Origin of the sequence: Geosporobacter ferrireducens (assembly GCF_001750685.1) — a bacterium.
GTDB lineage: Bacteria > Bacillota > Clostridia > Peptostreptococcales > Thermotaleaceae > Geosporobacter > Geosporobacter ferrireducens.
This window is the reverse complement of sequence record NZ_CP017269.1, coordinates 1,667,743-1,688,507: the sequence shown is the minus strand read 5'-3', so window position 1 is coordinate 1,688,507 and position 20,765 is coordinate 1,667,743. Positions and strand designations below refer to the sequence as shown.

Annotated in this window: 20 protein-coding genes and 1 riboswitch; of the genes, 17 read left to right on the top strand and 3 right to left on the bottom strand. The window is 39.3% G+C overall.

The window, feature by feature from the left end; all coding sequences use genetic code 11:
* Positions 1–10 precede the first annotated feature (10 nt).
* Entirely contained in the window at positions 11–361 is a 351-nt protein-coding gene (locus Gferi_RS28040; RefSeq protein WP_069975405.1) for a histidine phosphatase family protein, read from the bottom strand.
* Positions 362–642: 281 nt separating this feature from the next.
* Between Gferi_RS28040 and Gferi_RS08275 the strand changes: the two genes are divergently transcribed.
* The 5 genes from Gferi_RS08275 to bla all read left to right on the top strand — a co-directional run bounded on the left by Gferi_RS08275 (position 643) and on the right by bla (position 5,032).
* On the top strand, positions 643–1,233 hold the full coding sequence (locus tag Gferi_RS08275) for a GrpB family protein (protein ID WP_069975403.1): 591 nt from the start codon (positions 643–645) through the stop codon (positions 1,231–1,233).
* Positions 1,234–1,334: 101 nt separating this feature from the next.
* The gene (locus Gferi_RS28800) at positions 1,335–1,508 is read left to right on the top strand and encodes a hypothetical protein (RefSeq protein WP_156782348.1); all 174 of its coding nucleotides are present in this window, start codon (positions 1,335–1,337) and stop codon (positions 1,506–1,508) included.
* A gap of 232 nt (positions 1,509–1,740) precedes the next feature.
* Entirely contained in the window at positions 1,741–2,115 is a 375-nt protein-coding gene (locus Gferi_RS08270; protein ID WP_069975401.1) for a BlaI/MecI/CopY family transcriptional regulator, read from the top strand.
* 18 nt (positions 2,116–2,133) lie between these two features.
* The gene (locus Gferi_RS08265) at positions 2,134–3,912 is read left to right on the top strand and encodes a BlaR1 family beta-lactam sensor/signal transducer (protein ID WP_069975399.1); all 1,779 of its coding nucleotides are present in this window, start codon (positions 2,134–2,136) and stop codon (positions 3,910–3,912) included.
* A gap of 238 nt (positions 3,913–4,150) precedes the next feature.
* Entirely contained in the window at positions 4,151–5,032 is an 882-nt protein-coding gene (bla, locus tag Gferi_RS08260) for a subclass B1 metallo-beta-lactamase (RefSeq protein WP_069975397.1), read from the top strand.
* A gap of 203 nt (positions 5,033–5,235) precedes the next feature.
* Here the strand turns inward: bla and Gferi_RS08255 are convergent, their stop codons facing one another.
* Positions 5,236–6,216 (bottom strand): helix-turn-helix domain-containing protein, encoded by a 981-nt coding sequence (locus tag Gferi_RS08255; RefSeq protein WP_069975395.1) that lies wholly within the window; start codon positions 6,214–6,216, stop codon positions 5,236–5,238.
* 210 nt (positions 6,217–6,426) lie between these two features.
* Between Gferi_RS08255 and Gferi_RS08250 the strand changes: the two genes are divergently transcribed.
* The 5 genes from Gferi_RS08250 to acpS all read left to right on the top strand — a co-directional run bounded on the left by Gferi_RS08250 (position 6,427) and on the right by acpS (position 9,810).
* Positions 6,427–7,704: a thiolase family protein gene (locus Gferi_RS08250; protein ID WP_069975389.1), complete on the top strand. Its 1,278-nt coding sequence runs from the start codon at positions 6,427–6,429 to the stop codon at positions 7,702–7,704.
* A gap of 5 nt (positions 7,705–7,709) precedes the next feature.
* Positions 7,710–8,108 (top strand): Zn-ribbon domain-containing OB-fold protein, encoded by a 399-nt coding sequence (locus Gferi_RS08245; RefSeq protein WP_069975387.1) that lies wholly within the window; start codon positions 7,710–7,712, stop codon positions 8,106–8,108.
* A gap of 10 nt (positions 8,109–8,118) precedes the next feature.
* Complete coding sequence (locus tag Gferi_RS08240) at positions 8,119–8,355, top strand: acyl carrier protein (RefSeq protein ID WP_069975385.1); 237 nt, start codon at positions 8,119–8,121, stop codon at positions 8,353–8,355.
* 75 nt (positions 8,356–8,430) lie between these two features.
* Positions 8,431–9,411: a phosphate acyltransferase gene (locus Gferi_RS08235; protein ID WP_083273444.1), complete on the top strand. Its 981-nt coding sequence runs from the start codon at positions 8,431–8,433 to the stop codon at positions 9,409–9,411.
* A 27-nt stretch (positions 9,412–9,438) separates the two neighbouring features.
* On the top strand, positions 9,439–9,810 hold the full coding sequence (gene acpS / locus Gferi_RS08230; protein WP_069975383.1) for a holo-ACP synthase: 372 nt from the start codon (positions 9,439–9,441) through the stop codon (positions 9,808–9,810).
* Positions 9,811–9,971: 161 nt separating this feature from the next.
* Here the strand turns inward: acpS and Gferi_RS08225 are convergent, their stop codons facing one another.
* Positions 9,972–10,601 (bottom strand): copper amine oxidase N-terminal domain-containing protein, encoded by a 630-nt coding sequence (locus Gferi_RS08225; RefSeq protein ID WP_069975381.1) that lies wholly within the window; start codon positions 10,599–10,601, stop codon positions 9,972–9,974.
* A 456-nt stretch (positions 10,602–11,057) separates the two neighbouring features.
* Positions 11,058–11,176: riboswitch (molybdenum cofactor riboswitch) on the top strand.
* A gap of 98 nt (positions 11,177–11,274) precedes the next feature.
* On the opposite strand from Gferi_RS08225, the gene Gferi_RS08220 reads away from it, so the two are divergent.
* The 7 genes from Gferi_RS08220 (at position 11,275) to Gferi_RS08190 (ending at position 20,763) form a co-directional block, all read left to right on the top strand.
* On the top strand, positions 11,275–12,396 hold the full coding sequence (locus Gferi_RS08220; protein ID WP_069975379.1) for an S-layer homology domain-containing protein: 1,122 nt from the start codon (positions 11,275–11,277) through the stop codon (positions 12,394–12,396).
* A gap of 206 nt (positions 12,397–12,602) precedes the next feature.
* The gene (locus tag Gferi_RS08215; RefSeq protein ID WP_069975377.1) at positions 12,603–16,022 is read left to right on the top strand and encodes a two-component regulator propeller domain-containing protein; all 3,420 of its coding nucleotides are present in this window, start codon (positions 12,603–12,605) and stop codon (positions 16,020–16,022) included.
* Positions 16,023–16,111: 89 nt separating this feature from the next.
* Positions 16,112–16,918, top strand: a complete 807-nt coding sequence (locus Gferi_RS08210) for a molybdopterin-dependent oxidoreductase (protein WP_069975375.1) — start codon at positions 16,112–16,114, stop codon at positions 16,916–16,918.
* A gap of 13 nt (positions 16,919–16,931) precedes the next feature.
* A complete protein-coding gene (locus Gferi_RS08205) occupies positions 16,932–18,509 on the top strand; it encodes an FMN-binding protein (protein ID WP_236932713.1) in 1,578 nt (525 codons plus the stop codon).
* Positions 18,506–19,684: a 4Fe-4S binding protein gene (locus tag Gferi_RS08200; RefSeq protein WP_069975370.1), complete on the top strand. Its 1,179-nt coding sequence runs from the start codon at positions 18,506–18,508 to the stop codon at positions 19,682–19,684. The genes Gferi_RS08205 and Gferi_RS08200 overlap by 4 nt, the downstream gene beginning before the upstream one ends.
* A gap of 11 nt (positions 19,685–19,695) precedes the next feature.
* The gene (locus Gferi_RS08195; protein WP_069975368.1) at positions 19,696–20,181 is read left to right on the top strand and encodes a hypothetical protein; all 486 of its coding nucleotides are present in this window, start codon (positions 19,696–19,698) and stop codon (positions 20,179–20,181) included.
* A 27-nt stretch (positions 20,182–20,208) separates the two neighbouring features.
* On the top strand, positions 20,209–20,763 hold the full coding sequence (locus Gferi_RS08190; protein WP_069975366.1) for an ECF transporter S component: 555 nt from the start codon (positions 20,209–20,211) through the stop codon (positions 20,761–20,763).
* Positions 20,764–20,765: the final 2 nt, after the last annotated feature.

Below are 20,765 nucleotides of genomic sequence, written 5' to 3'. Positions count from 1 at the left end.
TTTAGCTCCCTTAATCCGTCCGGCAGAGCAATGGTACACTATCATTCTGTCTGTGATTCCCCAATTTTTCGATACTTCTTTGATGTATTTTGAACTTTGTTGTAATAATTGGGCCCAGAGGTACTTCCCTAATTAATTCTGTTTTGTGAATTTTTCCTTTGAACAAATAGTTCGCCGTTTCCATCGCCCTTGGCAAATCACTGCTATAACATTTATCCCATTCTGTTGAGTTAATCTCAATCTCTCTTGTCTTTACTTTAAATGAGTTGTATCGTTTAACCCATTCTGCAAATTCATTTGATGAGAGATTTTTCTTCAGAGGTAAATCAACCTCAAAATGTCTAATTAAGCCGACTTTCATAATTCTCTTCTGGCTTCTTTACTAGATACTTACATACCATTATATAACAATCATCCTAGCTTTTCACCTTTTATATGGACGTGTCACAGTGATGGGGTTGTTGGCATTTGGCATTAAAAACTTAAATATCGAGTTTTAAAGAAAGAAAGTCGATTTTTGTTTAGTTATATACATTATATTGAAATTATTGTTATAATTAGCATATGAGTAGACTATAATTTAATCCACACTTGTAAGAAAGTACGAAGTAAAGATATTTATGTATTATTTAGGAGGTTCCTATGGGAAAAGCATTGTCCGAAATGTCGTTAGAAGAATTATGGCAACTATTTCCGATTATTTTAAAGGAACATAATCCTTCTTACAAAGAATGGTACTTAGTTGAAAAAGATGAAATAGTTAATGCAATAGGTGAAAATAGCATAAAGCGAATAAATCATATTGGAAGTAGTGCTATTGAAGGATTGATTGCCAAACCCACTGTAGATATTTTGTTGGAAATTGATTGTAACAGTGATATAGAGCAAATAAAGTATAAATTAAGTAATGCTGGCTGGACATTAATGTCATTTAAAAATAAACCAGACTTACAAATGTCATTTAATAAGGGGTATACTCCAAATGGTTTTGCTGAAAAAGTTTTTCATCTCCATGTTAGATTTTGGGGAGATTGGAATGAATTATATTTCAGAGATTATCTTTTAATTTATAAAGAAATTGCTGAAGTATATGGAAAACTAAAACAAGAACTGAAAGAGGAATACATGCATAATAGAGATGGATATACCAATGCTAAAACTGAATTCATTTTGAAATATACAGAAATAGCAAGAAAAGAGTTTTGCAATAAATATGCGCCAGAATTCGAGTAAACCACGAAACCAAGGGGACTGGGTTGGGGGACGTGACAAGGGGACGGGGTTGTTGACGCGCGATCACCTCTAGGATATAACATATCATAGAGGTGATTTTCATGACAAGGATAAAAAGTAAAAGTGGAATATACCATATTGTTATGAGAGGAATAAATCGTCAAACTGTGTTTGAAGATGAGGAGGATTGTCAAAAGCTTATTCAAACCTTGCAAAAATACAGGGAGCTTATAGCCTACAGATTATATGGTCATTGTAAAGTTGGGCAGGAGTAGACCTACAAATGATGGATGTAGATAAAAAAAATAGATATATAAAAGAGTTAAAGGAAGGATAGGGTCTATCAATTAGACAAATTGAAAGATTGACAGGAATTAGTAGAGGGATTATTCAAAAAAATGCAGCGTGACAATAACCCCGTCCCCTTGTCACTATAAAAGAACATTGACACGGAAATAGAAAAGTTATAGGATAGAATTACAAACGTAATCTTAATGAGGTGATTTAATGAAGAAATTACCAAGTATTTCAGACACTGAGTGGCAGGTGATGAAAGTATTGTGGACCAATTCTCCAATTACTTCCAGCCAGGTGATAGAACAGCTTGAAGGGGTAACATCATGGAAGCCCAAAACTGTAAAAACATTACTGGGTAGACTTGTTAGAAAAAATGCTGTTGGCTTTACGCAAGAAGGACGTTCTTATCTCTATTATCCTTTGGTTACAGAGGATGCGTGTGTTAAGGAGGAAAGTCGCTCCTTTCTTGAGCGGGTTTATGGAGGAGCACTAAGTGTGTTGCTTACTAATTTTTTAGAAGATCAGGACTTGACAAAAGACGAAATTGATCAGTTGAAAAGTATACTTGATAAGAAAAAAGAATGAGAGTGGGGTTAAGCAGAGATGGAAGCACCGATATTTTTCTCATGGCTAATATCCACTTCTTTTATGGCAAGTATCACAGCATGCATCATTCTTGTACTGAAAGTAATTTTTGAGCATAGGTTGAGTGCTCAATGGCACTATTCTATATGGTTTTTATTAGTAGCAAGATTGGCGTTGCCCAGCATTTTTACAAGCCCATTCAGCATATTCAATATTTACAGGTTCCTAAATAAAACTGCAGGGAAACCAGTGGATATGGGCCCATTACAAACAGTTATCCGTAATACTCCGTTGCATAAGGGTATTTGGCAGCCTATGGAGGATTATACTTTGTCAGTAAGCAGGATCAGTATGAATGCTTTGTTTTTTGTTTGGGTTGTTGGAGTAATTTATACACTTAGCTATATTTCTATATGCAATATAAGCACTATGCGTATCATTAAAGGGAGTAAATGGGTCTGTGAGAAAGAGCCGCTAGAGGTCTTGGAAAAATGTAAAGAAAACCTAAGCATAAGGAAGAATATTCCAGTAATTCAATCATACCATATAAAGAGTCCGGCTTTATTTGGTTTATTAAACCCCCGTATTATTTTACCAGCCCATTTTTATAGTCGGCTTAGTAGTGATGATTTAAGATATATCTTTTTTCATGAGTTGATACATTATAAAAATAGAGATATATTAGTTAATTTAATAATCTGCATTATAGAAGTTCTTCATTGGTTCAATCCTATTGTATGGTATGGTTTTAAGCGTATGCGGCAGGATCGGGAGCTTGCCTGCGACGCTGCTGTATTAGAACTTTTGAATGATAAGGAATATTATCATTACGGTACTGCGATTATCAAATTGTTAGAAAGTACGAAACTGTCTCCATATGCTTATTCGATGGCAGCAGTATCCAGTAATAAAGCACTCATGACAAAGAGAATTAATAGGATTGTAACGTTTAGAAAAGAATCTAAATTGAGAAGAATTACCGGTTTTATATTATCCGTACTACTAAGCTTTGTCGTCTTGACGAATTCTGAAAGTATTTCCTATACTGGTTCATCTAAAGCTCAAGCTGAAATGCCTCAAAATGTCATTTTTGAAGATCTAGACAACTATTTTCAAGGATATGATGGGAGTTTCGTACTGCTTGATGCAAATAAGGATATATACTACATATACAATGAAAAGCGGAGTAGAGAGAGGGTTTCACCCTGTTCTACATATAAGATTATCAGTTCTTTGATAGGTCTTGAAACCGGACGGTTAAGAGATAAAGATACAAAGATACCATGGGATGGAATAATTTATCCTTTTGAACCTTGGAGTCAAGACCATACGCTGGAAACAGCTTTTTCCTATTCTGTAGATTGGTATTTCGAAAAATTTACAGATGAGATTGAAAGAGATAAAATAATGGATTACATGAAAAAAATTGGATACGGAAACAGCGATATTTCAGGAAAACAGAATTTTTGGCAGGAATCGTCGCTGAAAATATCCCCTATTGAACAGGTAGATGTACTGCTGAGGTTATACAAATCCCAATTACCCTTCTCGCAAAAAAATATAGATACAGTAAAGCATATTATGAAAGTTGTAGAAATGGAAGGGAGTGTATTATCCGGCAAAACAGGAACAGGCATTGTTAATGGGAAAAGCATTAATGGCTGGTACATTGGATATTTAGAAAGAGGGCAGCAAGTATACATTTTTGCCGTAAACATTCAAGGATTAGATAATACAAGCGGTCAGCAGGCAAGAGATATAACCATGTCGATTCTAACGGACAAGGGCTTTATATAAAGTTATGTTAAACATGAATGAGAGAATATCTTAAAATACTTCTTCGGTTTATTAAATAAAACGAAGAAGTATTTTAATTTTATATGGATAAAAAATATTGACATTTTATGCTTACGAATGTAATCTATAAATGTAAATGGATTACATTTGTAAGCATGATGCTTTCATAGCAAATAGCATAGAAAAGGAGGATCATATCATAATTCCATTTATAAACTTGATTAAGGAGGAATGGAGAATGAAAAACATAGCTATTTTTGTCTTAGTAGGAGTATTTATAATAATAGGGAACACAGGGTGCTCTTCGCGTTTAAATGTACTGTCCCAAGAAAAACAGGTAGGTTTACCTGCAAATGAGAGAGTATTCCCTATAGGTGAAATTGGAGATAAGTTATATGCGGAAGAAATTCAAGAGAGTGTATATGTTATAAATCATGAGTTTCCATGGCCTTCCAATTCAATGGTAGTAGAAATGGAAACAGGGGATATTGTTTTGGTGGATACCCCATATACACCAGCAGCTACGAAACAATTATTGGATTGGATACATAAGCGCTTTGGAGAAAGAGAGATAATTGCAATTAATACAGGATTTCATTTTGATAACTTAGGTGGAAATCAAGTTCTGGTTCAAAAGGATATCCCTGTATACGGTTCCTCTCTGACGGAGCTGCTGATCTATGAATATGGGGAAGCATCAAGAGAACTAATGCTGTCATGGTTAAATAAACCTGAAACAAAGGAACTTTATAATGTATATCAACAAATACCTTATGTTCCACCGACAGAAATTTTTAATTTAGATAAAGTAGATTTACAAAATTTTAGATTTGGTAATGAGGAAGTCGAAATATATTATCCTGGCCAAAGTCATTCACCAGATAATTTAGTAGTCTATTTTCCAGAGAAAAATATTCTCTTCGGGGGGTGCATGATTAAGAGTCTGGATTCAAAGGACTTAGGAAACACAGCAGATGCAAATCTTCAGGAATGGCCAAAGTCTGTAAAGAAGGTATTGGAGCGATATAAAGATTCAAAAATTGTCATTCCAGGTCATGGAAAATGGGGAAATATAGATTTAATAAAGTATACACTGCAGCTGTGTGAGGAGAAAAGTTAAAGGTTTGCTGCATAAATGAAGGCTGGTGTGACGTTGTTACTCCGTCTAAGCGTGATAGCGATCTTTTATTATTTATAATATCTTGTAAAAGAGAAAATAGCCAATAAAGAAAAGACTTAAAATATAAAAAAGGCTACTGGAGAAGTTCCGGTAGTCCTTTTTCTTTAAAATAGGATTCTTACTACGATTGGTTGATAAAATAATCATTTACCGCCTATTGGATTGAAATGTCTTTTTTGATATTCGCTTGGAGTTATACCATATTTTTTCTTAAAGACTTTGCTAAAATGGGCAGAATCGTTGAAGCCCCACTGAAAGGCAATATCTGTAATACTGGTTTTATAACGGCCCACATGTACTAACTGCCTGCGGCACTGCTCCAGCCTTTTGTCGCGAATCCAATGACCCATAGATATTCCCTTTTCAGCAAACAGTGAATGAAGATATCGTGTGGAGATGTTAAACTCATTGGCAATGAAACATGGCCCTAATTCTGAAAACTCGAGATTTTTTTGAATAAATTTAATGATACTGTCAAAGAGCTCTTGCTTTGCTTTTGACATAGCCTGGTGTGTGTTCCCCTGCAGGCATGTGGTAATTAACTCCAGAGTCAGATCCACCACTGAATCCCCGCTTCCATTATCTATGGCATTTGCTTCACTGCCTAATGCCGCAATATGTGAAGCGGTTACGGCACCCAACCCTTTAGAACAGTCTAGATTTTTTCCAATATAGTTATCTACTTGGGGGAATTGTGCTCTCAAGCGGTCTTGGGGGACTAGCAGCGTTACTTTCTTTATTTTTGAAAGGAGCTTAAATTCGATGGGTTTTGTAGAATCCCAAAGAGTAAAGCTGTTTTTCTCCAGTTTGGATGCCTGATTTTCATGAAAAACGATTTCGGAACCTTCGTAGATATATAAGAGACCAAAATATTCGCCTTCACTTTTGTTAATCTCACTGGGAGTGCGTTTTCCGTTGCATGTATCACAGGCACAATATAGTAACCGGATACCACCCAAATGCCGCATCTTGATTTCACCTGAAAAACCGGTGGAAGGTGATTTGTCTAATGACCATTTTAGATGAGAATCGCTTAAAGCAGAACGCCAAGCTTCAAATTGGGATTTTGGAAAAAAATCCAATGAATTCCATTCTGCCCAAGCTTCTTTTGAATCAAATCTCATTCTTATCCACCTACCTTAATAAAAATAGCAGCCGGTTCATTTTTATTATGAAAATACTTCGCTGAAAGACAAGAATAATCAAAAAGTTGTTGATAAACTGAATCTAAACCAAGATGATCTCTACAATCAAATTTTATCTTTAACAGTATACGTATGTCAACTGCTTATATGCAGTATATCAAACCTGTAAATTATGAAAGGGGGCATATTATGGCAAACAAGCTGAAAGAGCCTGTATACATTTTGGGAGTTGGGTGTACAAGGTTCGGCAATTTATTGGAAACTCCCGAAATCAAAGGACTAACCCTTCAAGAACTGGCAGCAAATGCCGTAAAAGAAGCACTGGAGGATTCACAGACAGATCCTAAGGACATTGATGCAATCTTTGTAGGAAATGTAACCATGCATACTTCTACAATGCCGGCGACTTACAGCCAGATTGCCAAATGGACGGGGATGCAGTTTAAAGCTGGAGTACATTTTGACGGGGCATGTTCAACAACAAATGTGGGAATTACTTTAGGTGCTATGGGGATAGCTTCAGGAGTATATAAGAAAGTCCTGATTGTAGGTTTAGAATCCACATTAAGCCAGCCCCAGAAACTAAGTCCTTATGAAAGAGAAACCATTCCAACAGAGGAAATGTGGCTTTGGACCGACTATTGTGTAAACCAGGCATATGCAGTACCTCAAGGATATGATATCTTTCCTACATACAACGGATTAATCGCACAGGCATATTGTAAAAAGTATGGATACTCTATTGAAGAATTTGAAAAAGGTATGTTTGAGTTGTGCCGGACAAGAAGATTGCATGGATCACTTAATAAAAAGGCAATTAATCAGGAAACGTTGGAAGATGAAGCTGCACGGATCGGATATAAAGATCCCTATGAATTTTGGAAGTCAAAGTACAATCCATTTTTAGCTTGGCCCTCAAGACTCAGAAGTGCCGTTGCTCCTGCAGACGGGGCTTCAGCAATTGTAATAAGCGGTGAAGACGGATTGATGGATTATACCAATATGCCTATAGAAATAAAGGGTTGGGGCGTTACTATAAGCGACCTCCCATGGTATCATGAAGATCCTACCTATATGCATTACGATAGGCTGTCATTTGATAAAGCCTTTGATATGGCTGGCATAACACCTGAGAATATTGACTATCTGCACGTTCATGACTGCTCTCATATTTCCAGCATATGCACAGCCGAGTTATCAGGATATTTGCCAGAGGGCAAAGGACTTAAGTATGCGGAAGAAGGCCGGTTGAGATTTGACGGTGATCGGCCCATGAGTACTCATGGCGGCCGCCATGCTTTTGGGCATGCATGGGCAGCCAGTGCTGGTGCAGATACCTATGAGGCTGTCAAGCAAATGCGCGGTCTATGCGGTGAAAGGCAAATTAAATCTATACCCAAAATATCGGTTGTACATACCCATGGTTATGCAATGGTAAGTACTGTAATGGTATATGGAAGGAGGTAGTATGGATGCCTGAATCAATAATAAAGGGATACTATGAGAATTTGAGAAAGGGAAAACTAATTGGCAATAAGTGCAAGTGCGGAGGATATACCTTCCCGCCAACAGCAGCCTGCGAACACTGTGGAAACAGTGAAACAGAAGCTATCGAACTCTCGGGGGAAGGAGCATTATTGTTTGTTTCCCATAGTATGGCACCACCTCCTAATCCAAGGTTTAACAAGATTGCTCCATATGCTTATGGGCATGTTTGCTTGGAGGAAGGGATTTACGTGCAAGCAATCATCAATGGTATAGATATCGAACCGGAGAGCTTAATGAAATATTATGAAAAGTGCCCTGTGAAAGTAAGGGCTGATATTATTGAAGCGGAAGGATTGCCGGTACTTGCTTTCAAAATAGTGTGAGGTGTATAAAATGACGACAATAAATGAGGATGTTTTTAAAATAGTAGCACAGGTTGCCAAGAAAAAATCAGAGGATTTAAACTTGGAGACCAGGCTTGCAGAAGACTTGATGCTTAAATCTATGAGTAAAATAGAATTGGCAGCTTTATTGGAAAATAAGTTTAATATAACGATAAGCAATTTTGAAATTAGACTGCCTAAAAATATTAAAGAAATCATCGAATTGGTTCAAAGCAAAATAAAATAGTTTTAGTATGGACGGGTAGGGAATTTGTATTTCTTACTCGTCTAATCATAGATACATAAATTGGTGGTGATAGGAATGGATATAATGGATTATTTAAAAAACCAGATTAGAAAGGATATTAAAAAAATCGTTTTTCCTGAAGGGGAAAATCTTTCGGTTATAAAAGCAGCAGTGTATCTAAAACAAAATGCTCTGGTAGATCCTATACTCATAGGTAATAAAAATGAGATTAGCAGAATTTTAAGGGGGGAATTGGAATTAGCCGGGGACATTACCACTATCAATCCCATGGAGGATAGCAGGCTTGAATATTATATCAAGACCTATTGTGAAGAACGCATGATGCCCGATGCTGTTGGAAGAAAAATAATATCACAGCCAATCTATTTTGCTGCTATGATGGTGAAAGCGGGAGAAGCCCACGGCATGGTAGGTGGTATTGATTATCCTACGGAGGAAGTGATCATGGCAAGTGAACTGATTTTGGGGCTGCAAAAAGATATCAGTGTTCCTTCCAGCTTCTATTTGTTGGATGTACCTGGCTTTAATGGGGAAAAGGGGCGACGGATGATCTTTGCAGATCCTTCCATAAACCCAGATCCGACATCGCGGGAGCTGGCTGATATTGCATATACTACGGCCCAGAGTGTTAGCAAGATACTGGGCTGGGAGCCTAGGGTTGCGCTTTTGTCATTTTCAACAAAAGGCAGCGCCAATCATCCTTGCGTAGATAAAGTAAAAGAGGCATTTCAAATATTAGAGCAGAGGGAGTGCCCGTTTATTTTTGACGGAGAATTGCAGGCGGATGCTGCAATGAACAAAGTTATAGGATATAAGAAAACGAAAGGGGAAAGTAAAGTTGCAGGAAATGCAAATGTTTTAATATTCCCCAATCTGGATGCGGCTAACATTTCTTCTAAACTGGTTCAACAATTAACAGGGGCCAAGTTTTATGGCCCAATCCTTCAGGGGTTTAATTTTCCAGTCAGCGATTTATCCAGGGGTGCAACAGTGGAAGACATTATAGGAACAACCCTATTAACTGCTGCCAGATAATATATAGAAATTCAGGGGGGGGAATATATGATAGGCATAGGTGTGGATATTGTGTCAATAGCCCGTATGAAGGAAACGATCAATCGATCCGGTGACATCTTCTTAAAAAGAGTTTTTACAGAAAAAGAGATTGAAAACAGTTTAGACCATTATAACAGAGATGTTTATTATTCGGAAATCTTTGCCGGAAAAGAAGCGGTTTTTAAAAGCTTTTGCGTCAAAGGAGATCATAGAATAGAATGGCAGGATATAGAAATACTGCATGGCGAATGCGGCGCGCCAGCTGTTGCACTTAAAAGATACTTAAGACAGCTATTTGATGAAAAAAATGGCAGAAAAATACTCCTAAGCTTATCCTGGGAACCGGATACGGTGATTGCTTTTGCAGCGCTTATTTAAGCAGGCAAGCGGGGACGTTCCTTGCTTGCCTGCGCTTCCTCCATCAAAAATAACAAGCCTATAAACAATTGAAAAAAGAGCCTATACCTCCATGCAGGGATATAGACTCTTTTACTCTTTTTTAAGACTCCAATATAGTCCTAATTTTTGCTGTAAATAGCCTAGTTGGCGCTATCTTCTGCTACTTCTTCACTAGGAGCACTGTCTTCATCAGCTGTTTCTGTCACGTCCTCGCTAGGAGTACTGTCTTCATCAGCTGCTTCTGTTACTTCTTCGCCAGGAGCACTAGCTTCATCAGTTGCTTCTGTTACTTCTTCGCCAGGAGCACTAGCTTCATCAACTGGTTCTGTAGCTGATTCTGTAGTGGCTGCACTTGCTATGACAACTGTTTTTTCTTCTGCATTCCACTCCACAGATGCACCTAAACTTTCGGCAATAAATCTTGCAGGAACCATGGCTCTATCATCAATAATTTTACCCTCAACTTCTAGTTCTTTCTCTTCTCCGTTTACAGTAGCATATTTGCTGCCAATTTCAAGGGTAATTTTAATGTCTTCCTTAGTTGCAGTTACAGTTTTTGTGGTATTTTCCCATTCGATTTCTGCACCCAAAGCCTCAAAAATTGCTCTTAAAGGTACCAGGGTTCTACCTTCAATTACTGTAGGATTTACATCAAAGTTTAAGATTGTTCCGTCTACAGAAACTTTAATTGGCTCCTCTGCATAGACGCCCGTTAGCCCCATTGTTAGGACTAAAGTAAGAATGAGTAATAAAATACTTGCTTTTTTCAAATCCTTTACCTCCTTAAAATTTTATTCCTTATCACTATTCTAGAGTGTATCGGTGAAATCCTGCTAAATTATGAAAAAAAAACTAAATTTTACACAAATATGGTTGAAAAAGATTGTTTTGACCGTTTTTAGCGTATAAAAGCAGTTCAGGCGACTGCTTGCTTGAGTTCTCTTAAGAAATTGCATATGAGTTATCTTCCAAGCGGTACGATAGAGGGGTGTGACTGAGAATTCTTATTTATATGCTGATCGACGAGGGTGCCGATTTCTACATTCCTGTTTTAGATTTACGTAGGGAACGGTGATTCACCGTTCCGTTGAATATTAAACTTCTCAGTCATACATCTATATTCGAGCACAGACACTGAATACGTGTTGCCGGTAGAATAGGATATAAAGACTTTTAAGAAATTTCAGATATTTACACTAAATGGCAAGTATGGTAAAATATCTGTGAATTAAATAAATCTCCGAGCATTTCAACCTGTCAAATTCAATTTGTGGTTGCTGTGCCGATAGGGTTTGATTGGAAACAGTCAAGCCTCCTGATGGAAAGGAGAATATCATGTGCAAAACAAGCATTCCATTAGGAATGCTGTTTTTTTGTTTATATGTCTCCTTGAATGCTTGAGGATTTAGTTTAATAAAAACAAAAGGAGAGGTGGAAGGAATAATGTTAGGCAAAAAAATGAAGTTTGCAACACTTTTATTAACACTTGTACTGATATTGTCACAGCCAGCGGTATTCGCACAAGAAACGGACAAGTACGCGGTTGAAATTATAGGTGCAGGAGTAAAAACAGAGCTGAAGCTTACGCTTGAAGATTTAGAGGGAATGCCGGCGGAAGCGCAAATTGAAGAGGCGTACATATACAACAGTAAAACCGGTGAGAAATCCGCGAAGGTGAAAGGCGTCAGCCTCGCATATATATTGAGAGAAAAAGCAGGTGTAACTGGGGAAAATGCAGAGGTAACATTTACCGCATCAGATGGATATCCAATCGACCCGCAGTCGCTTCAAGATATCTTGAATACAGAGTTAAAATATGTACTTGCTTATGAAGTCGACGGTGAAGCCGTTAATAATGACGGTATTGCAGAGAATGAGGAAATCACTGTCTACAGGAAAGTTAAGGCTGCAGGTGAATTTGGAACCGTCTTCAAAATGGTAGTCAAAATAACCGTCGGAGAGCCTGTTGAAGCAACGGATGTGTCTGAAGCTACGTCTGAAGCCATACAATTTACGGATATAACGGAAACATATCAATTTGCAGAAGCAGCGATTCAGGAACTTACTAAAAAAGGAATTATTAGTGGAATGGGCGACGGGAAATTCAATCCACAGGGCACCCTGACGAGAGCACAAATCTGTACAATGATGGCAGCGTCTTTAGGGTATGAGCCAAAGGAATACAAAGGTGGTTTTACGGATGTAAATGCAAGTGATTGGTTTGCACCCTATGTCCAGGCAGCTGCAGATGCTGGCCTTTTCACGGGATATACAGATGGTTCCTTTAAACCAAACCAACCCATAACCAGGCAGGAAATGGCAGCAGTAGCTGGAAAAGCAGCTGTAGAAAATGGTGTAGTAGCACAGGAGAAGATGGATAAATTTGTAATGGAAAAATCAAAGTTTACTGATAAAGACTCGGTACCAGCCTGGGCTGCAAATGCAGTGGCATGGCTTGAAGCGCAAGGTGCTTTCACTGGTGTTGCAGCAGATAGATTTGAACCGGCAAAGGTCGTCAATCGTGCAGAAGCTGCAGTGATCCTGTATAATACTCTGTTCAAATAAAACGTTATAAAGGATAAGGTTGTAGATAAATCCCTCTAAGTAGCATATAACTGTGGGAACGCCTTGTGTGCCGTACCGGAAAAAGCAGGCAGTGATGCAGGCCTGTTCCAACAGGAGTACATTTTATTTTTTGAACGCAGATTTATGTGCATAATGAGCGACAGTATCTGCTTTCGCTCATTTGTACAGGTTGAAGGAGGTTCGTTATGTACATAAAAAAATGGAAAGGAATAAGCTTTTTACTTGCAATTTGCATGCTCTTTTCTTTATCAGTATTTTTTACCATAACCTCAGAAGCTGCAGCAACAGAGCTATTGATCACAGGGACAGGAATCCATGAGGAAATTCGAATTACGGCTGCTGACTGGTCGAAATACCAGCTAGCAGAAAGATTCTATTCAACCAATAATAGTTTAAATTTCCACAAGATCGTAAAGGCAAAAGGCTATGACCTGTTTGAATTAATAGGGGCGGATAATTTAAAAACAGACAGGGATTATACGGTGAAATTTACCTGTGCAGATGGATTCGAATTTACAAAATCTATCAGCGAGTTGAAAAACGCTTATTATACCAGCGATTTTACAGAAGCCGGAAAGGTAAAAACCCTGCCTATGATTGCTAAATATACGGCAGTTCTCGCGGATTTTCCTAAAGATAGTTTTTCACCTCCAGTAACCTGGAAGGACAGGAGTCTGACAGATAGTGACTTGGACAAAGACTTCCCTAAACTGATATTTGGACAAACCAGTATCGATGATATGAATATGTCCAAATGGGGAAAAGAAGTCGTAAAAATAACGATTGGCGATGAAAGCGCATTGAAAAGTGAAGCTTTGAATTCATCGTATAAACATATCAGCTATACGGAGGCACCCTATAATATCGATGCCATATCCAGTGCAACCTTCACTGTAGAAGGGCCTGCAGTTGCAGGATACAGAGCCATATCCCTAAGGCAGATAGAGGAAGATATAGATGGACAGGAACGGATTACCTGTTATGAAAAGATAAAAGGTAAAATTGTTCAAAACACCTATGAAGGGATAAATGTCAAGTATTTAATAGACAACTATGTAAAAGTGAAATCCAATGCAGGAAATGTTGTCTTTAAGAATAAATCACGGCAGCCTATTCTTACGGTTCCGATTGCGGAGGTGGGAAAGTATACGGTAGCTTATGGCATCAACGGAGTTCCCCTTGTCTATCTGGATACAGATGTAGGATACAGGGAAGATCAATATAACGATAACGGCTGTTTTAAGCTGGTGTACAAACAAGAGGGCACCACAGCAGAGGAGTTCTCCAATGTTGCTTATATCTATATAGAAGAAAAGGATGCAAAAAACATCTACGAACATACCTATGCCCCATATAAGGATCCTAAATATACGGATTACGAGATTATTATTCATGGGGATAAAATGAATAAAGAAGTAAGGTATAAAGTATCAGACATAGAAGCCATGAAAGATATTCAGGTAGAGAAGGAGTATAGCCTCTCCAACAGCGAGTACTTCTGGTATTACAACAAATACAAGGGTGCAACTCTTTGGGAGCTGCTGCTTAAAGCGGGAATAGACCCAAATATTGATGAATCCACCAGCATACAATTCATAGCAGCAGACAACTATAATTTTGCACCTATGACCATAAAGGAAATAAAGGATAGTTCCCTGTACGGCTACTATGAAAAAGATGCATTGGATAAGGGCGACGGAACCTTTAAAGGAGATAAGGTGAAACCCTTACATTCGGGAATGCCTGTCCTTGTGGCATATGGCTTTAATGGGTATCCCTATGTTATAAGGCCGACGGATAACGGATTTAATGCCGGTCTGGGAAATGACGGCGGACCTTTGAGAGTTATTTTTGGAAAGAGAAGCTATAACGACACAAATGGTTCGAATCAGGTGCAGTTTCTGAAAGAGATTATTATTGGAGGAGGCATGTCCAAATCAACCGGTACAGTTGGCAGCGGAGAAGGTCAAAAAACTTACAAGGATGTTGCAGCAAACGCTTCATGGAATCATAACCAGGGTGTATATGCTGAATATCTGGATAAACCAGTGCTGAGAATTACCGGTTCACAGGTGAAGGAGCCAATGACCTTTACTCTAGAACAAATAGAATCTATGACGCAATATGCCATTAGAGATATATACACAGGGGATGGAATCAGGGAATTTGAAGGGATAACCCTATGGGACCTCCTATCAGAAGTTGTAGGGTTGAAGGATGGTGTTGAAGCTCCAAGTATAAGGGTTTTCAGCGGAGAAAACTACAATCAGGTACTGCGAAGCAATGAACAGGTTGTAAATGGTGTATTAAATTCACAGGGAAACCTAAAAAAAATCATTCTTGCTTATGCGGTAGAAGGATATCCCCTTGTACCCAATGAAGGAAGCACTGGTTATGACCATAACAATGCCTATGGCCCCCTAAGATTGATTGTTGAGGAAAGTAAATCCATGTGGGTGAAATGGGTGGATTGCATCGTTGTAGGAACGGGTGATTATGAAGTTCCTGAAGGAAAGGATGTTAAAGCCCTTAATCTGCCGGAGGAAGCAGGTTCCGGGTCAGAAAAAGCATCAACGGGTGCTGAAATATGGATAACCTATAACAATAACACAGGAAAAGAATTACCTGAAGCCAGTATAAGGAGCATGGAATTTGACAAAGGCGGAAATCTTTGGATTGGGACCAATAATGGCGGTGTAGCTGTAAGGACTCCTGAAGGCAGCTGGACCAATATAAAAAAGATTACCACTGAAAATGCAGGAACCGTCACGGTGGATACCACCTATGCCATTGTCCAGAGAGAAAATGGAGAGCTTTGGATGACGTTGGGAGGGGTTGAAAGACCTCAAGGGATACTGATGAAGGACGGTGAAAAGTGGAAACTGCTAAATACGGAAAATTCACCGCTGCCATCAAATTTTGTACAGGAACTGGAGTTGGACGGCAAGGGCGGATTATGGATAGGAACAGGAAACGGTGCTGTTTATGTAGATAAGCATGATACATGGAAGGTGTATAACAAGGAAAATGGTTTGCTGCTAAGCTCTGTGGATGCCATAGAACCGGATGCAAATGGCGGCGTTTGGATCGGATTTTATCCTGAGGCTGCCGGTACAGAGGATAACCCGCAATACATAGGCGCCTATCAGTATATTGACAAGGATGGAAAAATTACCACCTATACGAACTTTGAAAACAAGTCCTTTGGAACCAACTGGGTCAGAAGCATTTCAACCGACAGCAAAGGGGGAGTATGGATAACAAGGTCTGGTAATTACCAAGGGCAAGGACATGGAGAAGTGGATTATATATTGAATGGCGCCCGAAAAGTCTATCAGGCCAAGGAGCTTTACCCTGGCATAGCTGCAGAAGATGATATAAGATTTGTCCTTGCAGATAAAGAAACTGAAGGGACAATCTATATAGCAACCCACAGAAGCGGCCTGCTTGTAAGTAAAGAAGTGGGGAAAATAGCTGAAAAGATAGACTCATCCAATACCTTTCCTGCCAGACAATGGGATAACATTTATTTTATTGATCTGGATGAAGGGAATTTATTTGTTGGAACAAACGGAGGGGCAGCCCTATGTACAAAGGGAAATTGAAAATATGGCAGTCATGCTGTTGAAATACTTAAAACATTAGTCGGCGGCAATAGGACCCGTTCCTATTGTCCCTCTTTAAGGAGGGCAATATGAAAACGATAAAAGTTTATAGAATAATACTGATGATTCTATTGGTGATTACCCTTAGCTTACCGGGCTGCAGCCAAAAAGTAAAGGAAACAGAAGAACCCGTCAATATATCTGCCGGTCAGGAAAACAGCGAAACACAAGATGCATCTGCAGGCGGGGAAGAAGATACCCCGGTAAATACAGATGCGGAGGCAGAACCCCCCAAAGAAGCAGCTCCTGATGGAACAAAAACAGAACCTGTCAAAACTGTGAAAAACGCTGAACTAGCAAATAAAGTGCAGAAACCGGAAAAATCAGAGAATGTCACTAATCAGGACAAACCAGAGGAGAATCCCCCGACGCAAGAGGCAGAAGCTGAAAATACCTTAAAAATACAAGGGAGTGTAACGAATAAGATTGCATTCACCTTAGATGAATTGAAAGCCATGAAAGATATCATTTTTGAAGATGAATTTTATTCTTTGAACAGTTTTGGAACTACAGGCCATACCCGGTTTAAAGGAGTCAAGCTATGGAGCTTGCTGGAGCACAAGGCCAAGCTTTCATCAAAGGCTTCTAAAATAACTGTAATAGCTGCCGACGGGTACAAAATGGAATTTACCTTAGAGGAGGTAATGAAACAGGACTATATGGACGAGACCAATCCGGCAAAAAAATTCCCAATGATCATTGCATGGGAAGAGAAAGGGCAGGAATATGATCCGGCTGAAGGGGCTCCTTATAAACTGGTTGTAGGGCAGCGTGAAGCCGGTGATGTAAATAAGCCCCAGTGGGTTTCAAATATTGATAGAATAATCGTTGAGTAAGGTAAGTGATACCATGAAGAATAGAAAATTTTATATATTCATGATAGCAATGGCTATTGTTGTTGTAGGAACTTTATTTTTCTTGAACAATACAGCAGCCGAGGAAGCACTTAAAGTGAGAGCCTTTTATCCGGAAGCAAAAAAAATAGAACGGGTAAAAGATATAGCCGATGATGTGTTTATATCTATAAACCTGCCAGCTGTAAGAAGGGCCTATGCGGTGGATGGTGTAATCAAAGCGTACGTTGTAAGCTGCGTTGGATATGTGGGTCCCATTGAAGTATTGGCAGCCATAGATGATGAAAAGGGAGAGCTGATAGGCATAGAAATATTGGGTCATACTGAATCGCCTGACTATGCTGAGCACATCGGGAAGAACTGGTTTTTAGATAGGTTTAAAAACATCATAGCAGAAAAATACTTGAATTTGGTGGTACTGGATAAGGAAAATCCGGAGGATATCGTCCAAGTTACAGGCGCAACGGTAAGCTCACAGGCCGTTGTCAATGCTGTAAATGCAGCAATTGGCGCCTACCAGTATAAGGTTAAGGGCATTAAAATGGACAGGGTACCGGATGTTGTTTCCCAGGAAATGTGGCAGAAAGATACCAATAGCTTTGCAATTAATTGGGAAGGCGGCGCTATAAGGATTAATACAGAGGAAATAAAGCAATATGAACAGATGGAAATGGATGTTGTATTAATACACACAACGGGAACAGAAACACCCATGAAGGTCAAGGGACCAACTCTCCGGCATATTCTGGAAAGGGAAGGGATAGATTTAAGTCAATACGAAGGCGTTGGCATCACAGGACGGGATGGCTACTACACAATGATTGACAGGGAAAAGCTGGAAGTCAATGATGTAATTTTAGCATGGGAAGCAGACGGAAAGGGACTGAAAGAAGAAGAGAAGCCTGTCAGGGTTGCATTACCTAAGGAAATGGGCCCATATTGGGTGAAAATGGTTTCCAATATCGACCTGTATGATGCGATATCGTCTAAAGACATTGATAAGATCCATATGTTTCATGCCTTAACAGCGGATATTGATCCATATTTCTATGAGTACTACGGAAGCAAGGATAAATCGATTGAGGTAGGAAAGATTCTGAAGAAATTTGATGCGGTGGATGAAAAGGGATTCTTTACAATGGGTGCATCGGACGGACTCATAAAAAATGAGACCATTTCGATGGTAAGACAAAGATACTTTATCAAGATTGAAGGAGAGAATGCTCCAATGAATATTGCACCAAGCTTTAAGCTTGGAATGAATGTAAAGGGCATGACACATTTTTCCACAACAAAGGATGCAGTAATATTTCCCGAAAAGATGAGGGCAGTTGTAAGAACGAAAAAAATTAATGGAAAAGAAGGATTATTACTTGAGGATGTACTGCTGACCGCTGGTATGCGATGGACCGGTGGGAATGGATTCAATGCAGTCAGCACCGATGGGTCACAGCTTCAGATCAATGGAGAAGAACTGCCCGAATGCTATATAACCTCAGAAGATGGAAAAGTAGATTTATGCAATGGGCACATTCCGCTTATAAAAGACTTATTAAGGATAGAAAAGCTATGAGATTAAAAAAACGCAGCAGGATACAAATCGCCATAACGGTTATGATTCTATCAAATTGTATCCTATATTATCTATACCTCAACGATTTAAGCAGCTTAAAGCTTCTATCCATTAGAGACCTTAACCCTTATGGGGGATGGAGTGTATTGAAGTCTCTATTTACAGATGTATCCTACCGATATAGGGGGATTACAAAGGCCATGGCGCTAACCCTTTCCATAGCAGTTACTGCTGCCCTATTTGGAAGAATATTTTGTGGATACATATGTCCCATAGGCGCGCTGCAGGACTTTTCCAGATTTATAGGGGATAAACTTGGCGTAAAAGAGAAAAAGCTGCCGCAGCATAAAAGCTTTCAACCGGAAAAAATTAAATATTTTTTACTGATTCTCCTGTTGGTTTTAAGTACCATAGGACTTGGTCATTACTTATCTGACCTTTCGGTATGGCTGGCCTATGTAAATCTATTTACGGGTATAGACATCGGAACCGGGTTTATTCTGCTGGTTATAATAACCTGTTTATCCATGATTTACAGGAGAGTATTCTGCAGGTGCTTTTGTCCCCTTGGGGCCTTTCAGGGGCTTTTTTACGCCATTGGTCCATTAAAGGTCAACAGAAACGAAAGCTGCAATGGCTGTTCAACCTGTCTGGACCATTGTCCCGTAGGTATCAGGTACAGCGAAGCAACGGAAATATCACCGGAGTGTATCAATTGCCTGCAGTGTATAGAAAGTACCTGTGTAAAAAACACCGCCGGTTATTCCATTCAATTTGCAGGAAGAAGGTTGAAAAATAGCGTATATATTACCATTAGCCTTGGGCTGCTGTTTTTAATATATGCATTGCTGCCGCTTTCTCAAAGCTACGGGGGATCTCCGGGCAGGAACGGCATGGGAAATATAGCGGAAGGAATCTATCAGGGAACCGGTGTTGGTTTTGGAGGAAATATTCAGGTACAAGTAACCGTCAAGGAAAACAAAATCGAAAAAATAGACCTTATAGACCATCGGGAAACCTCAGGGTACTATGAAGAAGTATACAGAAGTATATCCAGAGCAATCATCGAAACCCAAAGCCTGAATGTAGACGTTATAAGCGGAGCTACGGCAACCAGCAGAGGCTTTTTAAACGGAGTGAAAAGTGGCGTCAGCCAGGCTATGAGTAAAGATTAAGAGGTAGAATAATGAAGCTAAAGAAGATGATTTTAATACTTTTGCCGATTATAGCAGTGATATTTTTATTTATGACGGGTCAAAAGGAAGAGCCGTTTATCCGCATACTGACAGCTAAAGATCAGCATGTGGCAGAAAGTAATTTTATATATAACCACCCGGATGCAATCCTCTTTCCTGCCGTTGTAAGAAGCAGCGGACAAAAGCCGGTGGAGACATCGTATAAGGGTATAGAGCTTTCCAAACTATTTTCATCTTTAGATATAGAACTGTCAAACATTGAAAAAGTAACCTTCAATGCCGCAGACGGATACCGAGTTATACTGTCTATAGAGGAATTGAAAGAACCTGGCAATACTTACCTTACCTTTGAAAGGAACGGAGCGCATTTAAAGTCCAAAAAGCAAGGAGGGAGCGGCCCCTTTCAGCTGGTAATAAGAAGGGATCCCTTCAGTCAGCGCTGGATAAAGCATGTGGATGAGATAATCCTGGAATAAGATCAAATAAATAACAACGAGGTATGTATGGATAGCGGGAAAAGACGATTAAATAATTTCACAGTTTTTGACCTGGTAATGATAGCCCTTACAGCCGCATTGGGTATTGCTATAAAACCCATTGTAGTACCCTTGGTGCATGTCATTACAGGACCATTGTTTATCCCAGGAGGTGCTGTAGCAGGGGGCTTTTATATGCTTTGGATTGTCCTTGGCATTGGGTATGTGAAAAGATTTGGGACAGGTACCCTTATAGGCATTGTCCAAAGTATTTTGGTGATTGCAACAGGGATGATGGGAACCCATGGCATCATGAGCCTTATTTCTTATACCCTCCCTGGAATAGCTGCAGACTTAGTGTTCCTGATATCAAAAGATAAGCAGTATCATGTATTACACTATATTTTGGGGTGTATGGCAGCAAATGTTGCGGGAACCCTGGTAACCAATTTCTTGTTTTTTAGACTTCCGCCGGTCACCGTTGCCCTGCTGCTTTCAAGCGCTGCACTGTCAGGAGCAGCCGGTGGATTGATTGCTTCAAGTCTGATCAAAGGACTGGAAAGGACAAATCTAAACTTATAGAG